Source organism: Deltaproteobacteria bacterium (assembly GCA_029210625.1).
GTDB lineage: Bacteria > Myxococcota > Myxococcia > SLRQ01 > SLRQ01 > JARGFU01.
Genome location: JARGFU010000008.1, coordinates 66,582 through 79,261 on the forward strand (window position 1 = coordinate 66,582; position 12,680 = coordinate 79,261).

Annotated in this window: 13 protein-coding genes; 9 read left to right on the plus strand and 4 right to left on the minus strand. The window is 71.0% G+C overall.

Annotated features, from left to right (window positions below):
- Positions 1–140 precede the first annotated feature (140 nt).
- Complete coding sequence (locus P1V51_09165; GenBank protein ID MDF1563201.1) at positions 141–515, minus strand: FHA domain-containing protein; 375 nt, start codon at positions 513–515, stop codon at positions 141–143.
- 45 nt (positions 516–560) lie between these two features.
- Between P1V51_09165 and P1V51_09170 the strand changes: the two genes are divergently transcribed.
- Entirely contained in the window at positions 561–989 is a 429-nt protein-coding gene (locus P1V51_09170; GenBank protein ID MDF1563202.1) for a VOC family protein, read from the plus strand.
- A 12-nt stretch (positions 990–1,001) separates the two neighbouring features.
- On the opposite strand, the gene clpA is transcribed toward P1V51_09170, so the two are convergent.
- Entirely contained in the window at positions 1,002–3,233 is a 2,232-nt protein-coding gene (gene clpA, locus P1V51_09175) for an ATP-dependent Clp protease ATP-binding subunit ClpA (protein MDF1563203.1), read from the minus strand.
- Entirely contained in the window at positions 3,230–3,568 is a 339-nt protein-coding gene (gene clpS / locus P1V51_09180; GenBank protein ID MDF1563204.1) for an ATP-dependent Clp protease adapter ClpS, read from the minus strand. The genes clpA and clpS overlap by 4 nt, the downstream gene beginning before the upstream one ends.
- A gap of 233 nt (positions 3,569–3,801) precedes the next feature.
- On the opposite strand from clpS, the gene ahcY reads away from it, so the two are divergent.
- From ahcY to P1V51_09220, 8 genes are all read left to right on the plus strand, one after another.
- Positions 3,802–5,115 (plus strand): adenosylhomocysteinase, encoded by a 1,314-nt coding sequence (gene ahcY / locus P1V51_09185; protein MDF1563205.1) that lies wholly within the window; start codon positions 3,802–3,804, stop codon positions 5,113–5,115.
- 27 nt (positions 5,116–5,142) lie between these two features.
- Positions 5,143–5,499: a 6-carboxytetrahydropterin synthase QueD gene (gene queD, locus P1V51_09190; protein MDF1563206.1), complete on the plus strand. Its 357-nt coding sequence runs from the start codon at positions 5,143–5,145 to the stop codon at positions 5,497–5,499.
- Positions 5,500–5,510: 11 nt separating this feature from the next.
- The gene (locus tag P1V51_09195; protein ID MDF1563207.1) at positions 5,511–6,092 is read left to right on the plus strand and encodes a GTP cyclohydrolase I; all 582 of its coding nucleotides are present in this window, start codon (positions 5,511–5,513) and stop codon (positions 6,090–6,092) included.
- On the plus strand, positions 6,089–6,793 hold the full coding sequence (locus P1V51_09200) for an SDR family NAD(P)-dependent oxidoreductase (GenBank protein ID MDF1563208.1): 705 nt from the start codon (positions 6,089–6,091) through the stop codon (positions 6,791–6,793). Before P1V51_09195 ends, P1V51_09200 begins: the two co-directional genes overlap by 4 nt.
- Positions 6,790–7,263 (plus strand): dihydroneopterin aldolase, encoded by a 474-nt coding sequence (gene folB, locus P1V51_09205; GenBank protein MDF1563209.1) that lies wholly within the window; start codon positions 6,790–6,792, stop codon positions 7,261–7,263. Before P1V51_09200 ends, folB begins: the two co-directional genes overlap by 4 nt.
- Positions 7,264–7,294: 31 nt before the next feature.
- Positions 7,295–8,446 carry a response regulator gene (locus P1V51_09210; protein ID MDF1563210.1) on the plus strand — a complete coding sequence of 384 codons (1,152 nt, stop codon included), beginning with the start codon at positions 7,295–7,297 and terminating at the stop codon, positions 8,444–8,446.
- A 70-nt stretch (positions 8,447–8,516) separates the two neighbouring features.
- Positions 8,517–10,493, plus strand: coding sequence for a GMC family oxidoreductase (locus tag P1V51_09215; protein ID MDF1563211.1), 1,977 nt, complete (start codon positions 8,517–8,519; stop codon positions 10,491–10,493).
- 21 nt (positions 10,494–10,514) lie between these two features.
- The gene (locus tag P1V51_09220; protein ID MDF1563212.1) at positions 10,515–11,921 is read left to right on the plus strand and encodes an FAD-linked oxidase C-terminal domain-containing protein; all 1,407 of its coding nucleotides are present in this window, start codon (positions 10,515–10,517) and stop codon (positions 11,919–11,921) included.
- A gap of 131 nt (positions 11,922–12,052) precedes the next feature.
- Here P1V51_09220 and ribA read toward each other — a convergent pair whose 3' ends face one another.
- Entirely contained in the window at positions 12,053–12,676 is a 624-nt protein-coding gene (gene ribA, locus P1V51_09225) for a GTP cyclohydrolase II (GenBank protein MDF1563213.1), read from the minus strand.
- Positions 12,677–12,680 lie beyond the last annotated feature (4 nt).

Below are 12,680 nucleotides of genomic sequence, written 5' to 3' on the forward strand. Positions count from 1 at the left end.
GGAGAGCAGGCTTCGTGCCAGATCGCGAGGCTCCTCAAGCTACCGAAACAACAGGAGTCGCAGGGACGCGCCGGTCAGGGACCCATGACAGCCGGGTCAGTGGCCCTGACAGACCTGTCGCGAGATCCGGGGGGCCGGGCTCAGCCGCCGGTGATCCGGTTGGCCGTGAAGATCATCCGGGTGTCGCCGATGGCGATCTCGTCCATGTGCTTGAGGCGCTGCCGGACGTTGGGCATCAGGGGCTTGCCGTTGAGCCGGGTCCCGTTGCGGCTGTCGAGGTCGACCACCTCGAAGACGGTGCCCCGGACGTGGATCGCACAGTGGAACCCGCTGACCGCGGGATCCTCGAGGATCAGCTCGCAGGACTCGTCCCGGCCGACGGTGATCTTCTCCCGGGTGATCCGGGTGAAGCCGTCCGGGTCCGCGCCCTCCACGATGGCCACCGCGAGGACGTAGGGGTAGGCGAAGGCCTCCCTCACCGTCTGCACCTTCATCGTCCGGGGACGTTCCGCCATGATGCACAGATTCTACCAGCTTCGAAGCACGAAGGGACGAACCCCATGCGCTACCTGCACACCATGGTCCGGGTCACCGATCTCGAGGCGAGCCTCGCCTTCTACTGCGACGCCCTCGGCCTGCGGGAGGTCCGCCGCTCCGAGCACGAGCAGGGCCGCTTCACCCTGGTCTTCCTCACGGCGCCCGGCGAGGGCGAGGGGGGCGCCCCGTTGCTCGAGCTGACCTTCAACTGGGATCCCGAGGACTACGCGGGCGGCCGCAACTTCGGCCACCTCGCCTACGAGGTCGAGGACATCCACGCCGCCTGCCAGCGCCTGGCCGACCACGGCGTCACGATCGCCCGGCCGCCCCGGGACGGCCGGATGGCCTTCGTCCGCTCCCCCGACGGCATCAGCGTCGAGCTGCTCCAGGCGGGCGCGGCCCTCGAGCCCGTCGAGCCCTGGAGCTCGATGCCCAACAGCGGCAGCTGGTAACCGCCTGGCGGCCTACTGGCCGTCGAGCAGGAGGACGATCTCGCCGTCCTTCAGGTCGATGGTGACCTTGCCGCCCTTGGTCAGGCGGCCGAAGAGGATCTCGTCGCCCAGGGGGGTCTTCACCTCGTCCTCGATCACCCGGGCGAGCGGGCGGGCGCCCATCTTCGGATCGTAGCCGGCCTCGGCCAGGTAGGTGCGGGCGGCGTCGGTCAGGGCGACCGCCACCTTGCGCTCCTCGAGCTGCAGCTCGAGCTCGGTGACGAACTTGTCGACGATCAGCCCCATGACCTCGGGCGAGAGGGCGCCGAAGCGCAGGCGGGCGTCGAGGCGGTTGCGGAACTCGGGAGAGAAGAAGCGCTTGAAGGCCCGGTCGTCCTCGCCCTCGGTGCTGCGATCCCCGAAGCCGACCACGTTGCGGTCGAGCTCTCGCGCGCCGACGTTCGAGGTCATGATCAGGATGACGTGGCGGAAGTCGGCCTTGCGCCCGTTGTTGTCGGTCAGCGTCCCGTGGTCCATGACCTGCAGCAGGACGTTGAAGATGTCCGGGTGGGCCTTCTCGATCTCGTCGAGGAGCACCACCGCGTGGGGGTTCTTGTTCACCGACTCGGTGAGCAGGCCGCCCTGGTCGAAGCCCACGTAGCCCGGAGGGGCGCCGATGAGGCGGGAGACCGTGTGGCTCTCCATGTACTCGGACATGTCGAAGCGGATCAGCTCGAGGCCCAGCGTGCGGGCGATCTGCCGTGCGACCTCGGTCTTGCCCACGCCGGTGGGGCCGGTGAAGAGGAAGGAGCCCACCGGCTTCTCGGGGTCGCGCAGGCCGGCCCGGGAGAGCTTGATGGCCGCCACCAGCCGGTCGATGGCCTCGTCCTGACCGAAGACCCGGGTCTTCAGATCGGCGGCGAGGTTGGCGAGCTGCGCCCGCTCGCTCTTGCCCACGCTCTTGGTGGGCACCTGCGCCATCGAGGCGACGATCTTCTCGACCTCGGCCACGCTCACCGCCTCGAGCTCCGGGTCCAGCTTCACCGCCGCGCCGGCCTCGTCGATGACGTCGATGGCCGAGTCGGGGAGGTGCCGATCCTTGAGGAAGCGCTTGGCGAGCTTCACGGCCTGCTCGAGGGTGGCCTCGCCGTAGGTGATGCCGTGGAACTCGGCGTAGCGATCCTCGAGGCCCTCGAGGATCTGCAGCGCCTCGTCCTCGCTGGGCTCCTTCACCTCGATCTTCTGGAAGCGCCGGGAGAGGGCGCGGTCCTTCTCGAAGTGACCCCGGTACTCCTCGTAGGTCGTGGAGCCGATGCAGCGCAGGTCGCCGCTCTGCAGGACCGGCTTGAGCAGGTTCGAGGCGTCCATGGCCGAGCCGGAGGCCGAGCCGGCGCCGATCACCGTGTGGATCTCGTCGATGAAGAGGATGGCGTTCTCGTGCTCCTTCAGGGCGCCGAGGACCGCCTTGATCCTCGCCTCGAAGTCGCCCCGGTACTTGGTGCCGGCCAGGGCGGCCCCCATGTCGAGGGCGTAGATCTGCGCGCCGGCCAGGGCGTCGGGCACCTCGCCTCCCTCGATCTTGCGGGCCAGGCCCTCGACGATGGCCGTCTTCCCGACCCCCGAGTCGCCCACCAGGATGGGGTTGTTCTTCCGGCGCCGGGCCAGGACGTGGACGATGCGATCGACCTCGAGCTGGCGGCCGATGAGGGGATCGATCTTGCCCGCGGCGGCGAGCGCGTTGAGGTGGGTGCAGTAGGCCTCGAGCGGGTCCTTCTTGGGTGCGCTGCCGGCCTCCCCCTCGGTGGGGTCGCCGGTGGGCACCAGCGACTCGCTCTGTCCGCCCCCGTGGGAGATGTAGCTGACGACCGCGAGGCGGCTCACGCCCATCTCCTCGAGGAAGCTCACCGCCGGGGAGTCGGGCTCCGAGAACATCGCCACCAGGACGTTGGGGCCGGCGACCTCCTCCTTGCCGGAGTGCTGCACGTGGAAGACCGCGCGCTGCACCACCCGCTGGAAGCCCAGGGTGGGCTCGGTCTCCAGCAGGCCTCCCTTCGGCTTTCCCGGCTCGAGCTCGTCGAGGTAGGTGTCGAGCTGCTCCTTGAGCTGCTCGAGGTCGGCCCCACAGTGGGCGAGCACCTCGACGGTGTCCGGATCGTGGCAGAGGGCGAAGAGCAGGTGCTCGAGCCCCGCATACTCGTGCTGGCGCCGCGAGGCCTCGCCCATCGCGATCTGGAGCGCCGCTTCCAGCTCGGCTTTCAGCTTCATTCGGCCTCCATGGTGATGAGCAGGGGGTGACCCTCGTCCCGGGCCTGCCGGGTGGCCTCCGCCACCTTCGTCTCCGCAACATCCCGAGTGTAGACCCCGGCGACGCCGACGCCCTTACGATGCACCATCAGCATGATGAAGGTCGCCTCGGCGTTGGTCTTGGAGAAGTGCTTCATCAGCAGATCCACCACGAACTCCATGGTGGTGTAGTCGTCGTTGTGCAGCAGGACCTTGAAGCGCCGGGGCTTCTTCGTCTGCCGGCGCTCCTCGACCGCCAGATCACCCTCGTGTTCGGGATCCTGGGGGTCACCAGGGATGGGGTCGTCTCCGATCATCGCACCCCACAGTGTAACCGCCCCCGGTGAGGGGCAAGGGGCCATTTTGGGCGGCCCGGCTGGCAGCGCCGCCCTCCCCGGCCCATTTTGAGGGCTCGCCGTTGACCGGGCCGGATGGGCCAGGTAATCCAAGGCGCTTACGAAGCCCTTCGCGGGGCTGTGGTGTGAAGAGCGACCCGCGAAAACAGACGTTTCCTTCCTTCGAGAGTGTTTTTGAAATGAGCCAGCCCGCCATGAAGACCGAGACCCAGATCCCCCCCTACCTCGTCGCCGACATCGGCCTCGCGGACTTCGGCCGCAAGGAGATCGCCATCGCCGAGACCGAGATGCCCGGCCTGATGGCCCTGCGGGAGGAGTACAAGGGCCAGAAGCCGCTCGAGGGCGCCCGGATCGCCGGCTGCCTCCACATGACCATCCAGACCGCGGTCCTCATCGAGACCCTCGTCGAGCTCGGCGCAGAGGTCACCTGGACCAGCTGCAACATCTACAGCACCCAGGATCACGCCGCGGCGGCCATCGCCGCCACCGGCGTCCCGGTCTTCGCCAAGAAGGGCGAGACCGAGGAGGAGTACTGGGAGTACATCGAGATGCAGCTCGCCAGCTTCAAGGACGGCGCCGGCCCCAACCTGCTCCTCGACGACGGCGGCGACCTGACCATCGTGGTCCACGAGAAGCACCCCGAGCTGCTCGCGCAGATCAAGGGCCTCTCCGAGGAGACCACCACCGGCGTGCACCGCCTCTACGAGATGGCCAAGAAGGGCACCCTCGGCTGCCCCGCCATCAACGTGAACGACTCGGTCACCAAGTCGAAGTTCGACAACCTCTACGGCTGCCGCGAGTCCCTGATGGACGGCATCAAGCGGGCCACCGACGTCATGATCGCCGGCAAGGTCGCCGTGGTCGCCGGCTACGGTGACGTGGGCAAGGGCTGCGCCCAGAGCCTGCGCGGCCTGGGCGCCCGGGTGCTGGTCACCGAGATCGACCCCATCTGCGCCCTGCAGGCGGCGATGGAGGGCTACGAGGTCACCACCATGGAGGACGCCGCCCCGGTGGGCGACATCTTCGTGACCACCACCGGCTGCTGCGACGTCATCCGCGGCGAGCACCTCTCGGTGATGAAGAACGAGGCCATCGTCGGCAACATCGGCCACTTCGACAGCGAGATCGACGTGCGCTGGCTCGAGGAGAACACCACCCTCGAGGAGATCAAGCCCCAGGTCGACCACTGCGTCTTCGAGGACGGGCGCAAGCTCATCCTGCTGGCCCGCGGCCGCCTGCTGAACCTCGGCTGCGCCACCGGCCACCCCTCCTTCGTGATGTCGAACTCCTTCTCCAACCAGGTGATCGCCCAGATCTCCCTCTGGAAGGAGTCCGATCGCTACGCGGAGAAGAAGGTCTACACCCTGCCGAAGGACCTCGACGAGAAGGTCGCCCGCCTGCACCTCGACAAGATCGGCGTGAAGCTGACCCAGCTCTCGCAGAAGCAGGCCGACTACCTCGGCATCGCGGTCGAGGGCCCCTACAAGCCGGACCACTACCGGTACTAGCGGAAGCGAGCGAGCGGAAGACACACCATGGATCTCAACGTCGAGTTCCGCTTCTGCGCGGCCCATCGTCTGCCCAACTACGATGGGCCGTGCAACCGCGTCCACGGTCACAACTACCGCTTCGAGGTCGAGGTGCGGGGTCAGCCCGATCCCCACTCGGGGATGATCCTCGACTTCGTCGAGATCGACCGCATCGTCCGGGAGAAGATCGTGGACGTGGTCGATCACCAGAGCCTCAACGACTTCCTCGAGAACCCCACCGCCGAGCTGATCGCGAAGTGGTTCTGGGAGCTCCTCGAGGGGCCCCTCCCGGGCCTGACCCAGATCCGCCTCTGGGAGGTGGACAACTGCTCGGTCATCTACCGGGGGCCGGATTCGCAGTGAAGCAGGAGGCCATGGCCGCGGCGATCGCCGACTTCCTCCGCGCGGCCGGCCTCGATCCGGATCAGGGCGAGCTCGCCGGCACCCCCGAGCGGGTGGCGCGCGCCTGGTCCGAGGAGCTGCTGGTGGGACAGGGCGCCGGGCCCGCCGAGCTCCTCGGCGGCCTCCCCCCCGTCGATGAGAGCGGCGGCCAGGAGCTGGTGATCTTCACCGGCATCACCTTCACCTCCTGCTGCCCCCACCACCTCCTGCCCTACCCCGGCCGGGCCCACCTGGCCTTCCGCCCGACCACCCACCTGGCGGGCTTCGGCGAGCTGGCCCGCCTCGTACGCGGGCTGGGCGCCCGCCTCGTCCTCCAGGAGACCCTCACCGCCGAGATCGCCGCGGCCCTCGAGAGCGTCCTCGGCGCGTCGGCGGCGGCCTGCGTGATCGACGGCTGGCCGATGTGCGTGGCCACCCGGGGGGCCCGGGAGCCCGGCAGCCGGGTGCGCACCGCCTCCTATCGTGGCGACTACGCCGGGGACGGATCGACCCACCCCGACCTGCGCCTCTTCCTCGACGCGGTGGAGACCGCCGGGCGGGAGAGCGCCCGATGAGCCTCGCGGGCAAGGTCGCCCTCGTGACCGGCGCCAGCCGGGGCATCGGCCGGGCGGTCGCCGACGCCCTGCTCGGCGAGGGCGCCCGGGTCGGCCTGATCGCCCGCGACCCCGAGCGCCTCGCCGGCGCCGAGCGCGCCCTGCGCGAGGCCCACCCCGGCGGGGAGCTCGCGAGCCGGGCCGGGGACGTCGGCGACGCGGCCGCGGTAGAGCGGATCGTCACCGAGCTGGAGGAGCACCTCGGCCCGGTCGACCTCCTGGTGAACAACGCCGGGGTCGTCCACCGCAGCCCGGTGGCCGGTCACTCCCTCGAGGCCTGGGACGCGGTCCTCGAGACCAACCTGCGCGGCGCGTTCCTCTACATGCGCGCGGTCCTGCCCGGGATGATCTCCCGCGGCGCCGGGCGAATCGTGAACGTCTCCTCGATCAGCGGCACCCTCGGCACCGCGGGCCTCTCGGCCTACTGCGCCTCGAAGTGGGGCCTCATCGGCCTGACCAAGTCGGCCGCCGAGGAGGTGCGCGAGCACGGCATCCTCGTGGCGGCCGTCTGTCCGGGCTCGGTCGACACCGACATGCTGAAGCAGGGCGTCCCGGGCCTCCAGCCCGACATGAGCCCCGCCGAGGTCGCCCGCACGATCCTCTTCCTCTCGAAGGACGCCCCCCTCGCCATGACCGGTTCGGCCGTGGAGATCTTCGGATGAGCACCAAGACCAGCACCCCGCCCCCCCTCTCCGCCTCCTCCCCCACCCCTCCCGAGGGGGTCCGCACCGAGGCCGGCGTCATCGGCCTCGAGGGCCTGACCTTCGACGGCCACCACGGCTACTACCGCGGCGAGCGGACGCGGGCGCGCCCCTTCGGGGTGGACCTGCAGGTCGGCCGGCGGGTCGACCGCGCGGCGCACTCGGACGAGCTCGAGGACACCCTCGACTACAACGGCCTGGCCGAGACGGCCGGCCGGATCGTGACCGAGACCAGCTTCCGCCTCATCGAGCGGCTGGCCGGCGCCATCGCCGACGCCCTCCTCGAGGAGCACCCCACCCTGCGCTGGGTGGAGGTCACCGTCCACAAGCCCTCGCCCCAGGTGGTGGGCAACCCGCGGGCCGCCTGGGTCCGCCTGCGGCGGGACCGGATCGACGTTTTGGCGACAGAGGGACACCCTGGACTAGAATGAAACCGACCGGGGGGGTCTTGCGCGAACCGACATGAGCGAGCCTGACGTCACCGGTGCAGTAGAGCGGATCCTGGTCGTCGACGACGACCCGGCCATCCGCGAGGTCCTCGTCGATCTCCTGGAGCCCGAGGGGTACTACTGCGAGACGGCGGTGGACGCCGAGGCCGGCCAGAAGCGCTTCCTCGAGATGGGCTTCGAGCTGGTCATCACCGACCTGAAGATGCCCGGCCACGACGGAGTCTGGCTCATCGATCAGATCCTGGCCGACCGCCCCAACACCGCGGTGATCGCCGTCAGCGGCTTCGCCGAGACCGAGATGGCGGTGGAGTGCCTCCGGCGCGGGGCCTACGACTTCGTCTCCAAGCCCTTCCGCGCTGCCGAGCTCTACGCCTCGGTGCGGCGCGCCCTCCACCGGCGCGGCCGCCTCATCGACGATCACCGCTACCGGCTCGGCCTCGAGGCCGAGGTGGCCCTGAAGGCCGAGCAGCTCTCCGAGGCCCTGCGCAACCTCGACCACGCCTACCAGGCGACCCTCGAGGCCCTCGCCGGCTCCCTCGACGCGCGGGAGCGTGACACCGGCCGGCACTCTCAGCGGGTGATGCGCTTCACCGCGGCCATCGCCGCCCGGATGGGCATCCGCGGCACCCTCCTGATGGACATCGCCCGCGGCGCGCTCCTCCACGACATCGGCAAGATCGGCGTGCCCGATCAGATCCTCCTGAAGCCCGGCAAGCTCACCCCCGACGAGTGGGTCGAGATGCGCAAGCATCCCGACGTGGGCTACGACATCGTCAAGGACATCCCCTACCTCCAGGTCGCCGCCGAGATCATCCTCTCCCACCAGGAGAAGTTCGACGGGACGGGCTATCCCCGGGGGATGCGGGGCTTCGAGATCCCCCTGGGGGCCCGCATCTTCTCGGTGGCGGACACCTACGACGCCATCGTCTCCGACCGCCCCTACCGCGCGGGCCGCACCCACGCGCTGGCGGTGGAGGAGATCGTCCGCTGCGGCGGCACCCAGTTCGACCCGGCGGTGGTCGAGGTCTTCCAGACGATCCCCGAGGAGACCTTCACCACCCTGCGCGACTCGCCGGGCCTGGTGGGCTTCGAGCTGGAGGTCGCCGCGCGCGAGGACGAGGCGAAGCGGGAGCTGCTCGCCGACCCGGAGGCCGTCCAGGCCTGACACCGGTGTCAGCGCAGGTGCCCGGAATCCCTTCGGTTCTCGCCGCCGCCGGGAGTAGACTCGCTCGCGAATGGCGACCACCGATGCCCCGGGCGAGGTCCTCGCCCCGACCCCCCAGAACACGCCGACCCTCGGGCGCGGCACCCGCCGGGTCCTGACGGCGCTGGCCCGCGCGGCGATGCCCGCGGGCGAGCACCTTCCCGCGCCGGACGAGGAGGTCGCCGAGCGGGTCGAGCGCTTCTTCGCCGGCACCCCCGCGGTGGGGCGGCTCGGCTACCGGCTCTTGATCCTCGTGGTGCAGCTGGGCAGCCTGCTCTCGACCCTCCGTCCGCTGACGCGCCTGACCCCCGAGCGGGCCCAGGCCTTCGTCGAGCGCTGGTCGGCCTCGCGCAGCTTCATCCGCCGGGGCATCCTCCGCGCCGTCCTGACCCCGATCAAGGTGGCCCACTACGCCAGCCCCGAGATGTGCGCCCGGGTCGGCTACGTCCCCGAGCCCCCATCGGCCCCCGTCCCCCTGCCCCGCTGCTACGCCGAGCAGATGGCCGCGGCCGAGGAGCACGCCGGGGAGGTGATCGACGCCGAGGTCGTGGTGGTGGGCTCGGGCCCCGGCGGCGCGGTGATGGCCAGCCGCCTCGCCGAGGCGGGAGTCGCCGTGGTCCTCCTCGAGGAGGGCGAGCACTACCGGCGCCAGGACTTCACCCGCCGCCCCTTCCAGATGTCCCAGCTGATGTACCGCGACGGCGGCATGACCGTCGCCCTGGGCGTGCCGGGCATCCCGGTCCCCATCGGCCGGACGGTGGGCGGCACCAGCACCATCAACTCGGGCACCTGCTACCGCGTGCCCGGGCACGTGCTCGAGAGCTGGCGCGAGGAGCACCACCTCTCCCACCTCACCCCCGAGCACCTGGCCCCCCACTACGACGAGCTGGAGCGCTTCCTGAAGGTGCAGCCCGTTGCCGACGCGGTGAAGGGAAAGGTGGCGGAGGTCATCGCCCGGGGCTGCGAGGCCCTGGGCTACTCGCACCACCCGTTGATGCGCAACGCCGAGGGCTGCGAGGGCTCGGGGGTCTGCTGCTTCGGCTGCCCGACCGGCGCCAAGCAGTCGATGGACCTCTCCTTCGTGCCCCGCGCCCTCGAGCGCGGCGTCCGCCTCTTCACCGGCGCCCGGGTGGAGACGATCCTGCGGGAGGGCCGGCGCGCCACCGGGGTGGTGGCCCGCACGGCCTCGGGCGGCGCCCTCACCGTGAAGGCCTCGGCGGTGGTCCTGGCCTGCGGCAGCCTCGCCACGCCGGTGCTGCTGATGAAGAACGGCCTCGCCGGCGCCTCCGGCGCGCTGGGCAACAACCTCACGATCCACCCCGCCGCCAAGTGCGGTGCCCTCTTCGACGAGGAGATCCGCCTCTGGGAGGGCGTCCCTCAGGCGCACACCATCGATCACTTCCACGACGAGGGCCTGCTCTTCGAGGGCGCCAGCGTCCCTCCAGACTACGGCGCAATGGCCCTGGCCCAGGTGGGGAGCCGCTTCACCGAGATCATGGAGCAGTACGCGCACCTCGCCTTCTTCGGCTTCCTCATCGAGGACAGCGGCACCGGCAAGGTGCGGCCGGGGCCCGGCGGCAGCCTTCGCATCCAGTACTCGGCCAACCAGCAGGACGTGGAGCGGCTCAAGCGCGGCACCCAGATCCTGGCCGAGGTCTTCTTCGCCGCCGGCGCCCGGAAGGTCTTCACCCCGGTGGCGGGGGTCGACGAGCTCGAGGACGCCAGGGAGATCGAGCGCCTGAAGGCGAGCGACATCCGGGCCAAGCACTTCGAGCTCTCGGCCTTCCACCCCCTGGGCACCTGCCGGATGAGCGTCGGGCCCGAGCGGGGCGTCATCGACCCGGGCCTGGAGCACTGGGACCTCGACGGGCTCTTCGTCTCCGACGGGTCCATCTTCCCCTCCTCCCTGGTGGTGAACCCGCAGATGACGATCATGGCCATGGCCTCCGATGGCGCCCGGAACGTCGCCGATCGCCTCGGCGGCGCCGGCCGCTGGGGCACCCACTAGAACGTGGCGACGGTCTCGCAGATGAACGCGCCGCTGCCGCGGCCCTCGCCGGCTTCCCTGCAGAAGCTCCGGGACGCGCTCGGCCCGAGGCTGCCCGAGGGCGTGCTCCGCGACGACCCCGAGCTCCTCGAGACCTATGGCGGCGACGAGTCCGGGGCCGCGCCCCACCTCCCCGATCTCCTCGCCCGCCCCACCACCACCGAGGAGGTCTCCCTGATCCTCGCGGCCGCCAGCGCCGCGAGGGTGCCGGTGACTCCGCGGGGGGGAGGCACCGGAAGGGCCGGCGGCGCCATCCCGCTGGCCGGCGGGCTGGTCCTCTCCCTGGAGAGGATGAAGGGCATCATCGCCCTCGACCCGGCCTCCCTCACGGTGCGGGTGCGGCCGGGGATGATCCTCGGGGAGCTGCACGCCGCGGTGGAGGCCGAGCGCCTCTTCTACCCCCCGGACCCCAACTCGCTGGAGAGCTGCCACCTCGGCGGCAACGTCGCCACCAACGCCGGCGGTCCCCGGGCGGGCAAGTACGGCGTCACCCGAGATCACGTGCTGGGGGTCGAGGCGGTGCTGGCCGACGGCACGATCCTGCGCGTCGGCCGCCAGACCCTGAAGGGCGTGGCGGGCTACGACCTCACCGGCCTCCTGGTGGGCAGCGAGGGAACCCTGGCGGTGATCACCGAGGTGACCCTGCGGCTGCGGCCCCTGCCCACCCGGGTCGAGACCGCGCTCTGCTTCTTCCCCGACGTGCACGCCGCCGCCCGCGGCGTGCTGGCGATCCAGCGGGCCGGGCACGTCCCGCGCGCACTCGAGCTGATGGACGCGGCCGCTATCGACGCCGTCCGGGGCAAGACCGCCTTCCCCTTCCCCGAGGGAGACGCGGCCGCCCTCCTCCTCGAGCTCGACGGCCACGGCGAGGCCGTCTTCGAGGAGCTCGGCGTCGTGGCCGAGCTCGCCAGCGAGGCCGGCGCCCACGAGGTGCTGGTGGCGCGCAGCCTCTCCCAGAAGAACGAGCTCTGGGGCGCCCGCCGGATCCTCTCCCCCTCCCTGCGCGAGGCTCACGCCCACAAGATCGCCGAGGACATCGCCGTCCCCCTCGCCGCGATCCCGGCCTGCATCGAGGGCATCCACGCCATCGCCGCGCGCGAGGGCCTCGCCTGCGCGGTCTACGGCCACGCCGGCGACGGCAACCTCCACGCCAACCTGCTCTGGGATGATCCGGGCAAGGGCGAGGCGGTGGATCGCGCCGTCGTGGCCCTCTTCGAGCTGGCCGTCGGCCTCGGCGGAACCATCACTGGCGAGCACGGGATCGGCCTGACGAAGCGGGACTACCTGCCCCTCGAGCAGAGCCCCGCGCTCATCGCGCTGCAGCGCCGCCTCAAGGACACCTTCGATCCGGCCGGGATCCTCAATCCCGGCAAGATCTTCTCGCTCTAGGCGAGCGGTCCACGCCCGCCCCACCCGCGGCAGAAGCGCGCGAAGGCGGCGCGCAGCCGCCGCAGCGCAGCGGTCCCCGAGACCCCGGGCCAGAGCTGGGGGGTGGTAGGGGGGAGCATAGCTCCCCCCTACTAGTCCGGAAGGTGGCCCATGCGGGCGACCTTGGTGTCGAGGTAGGCGCGCGCCTCCTCCGACTGCGGCACGACCAGCGCCTCGCGCCGCACGACCTTCACGCCCGCCGCGCTCAACCCCTCGACCTTGGAGGGGTTGTTGGTGAGCAGGCGGATCGATTTCACGCCGAGGTGCCCGAGCAGCTCGGCCGCGGAGTCGTAGCGCCGGGTGTCGTCGGGCAGGCCGAGGGCGCGGTTCGCGTCCACCGTGTCCAGGCCCTCGTCCTCCTGCAGGGCGTAGGCCCGCAGCTTGTCGACCAGGCCGATCCCCCGGCCCTCCTGCCGCAGGTAGATCACCATCCCCCGGCCCTCACCCGCGACCGCGGCCAGGGCCGCGTCGAGCTGGGAGCGGCAGTCGCACTTCAGGGAGTGGAGGACCTCCCCGGTGAAGCAGGCCGAGTGCACCCGGCAGAGCAGCTCCTCGGCGCCCTCCGGATCGCCGACCACCATCGCCAGGTTCACCTCGCAGGGATCCTCGGGCTCGGGCGCCTTGAGGCTCCCCGGCCGGGGGCCGCGGCGAAAGGCGATGCACTCGAAGAGCCCGTGGCGGGTGGGCAGCGGCGTGCGAGCGAGGATCTCGACCATGAGG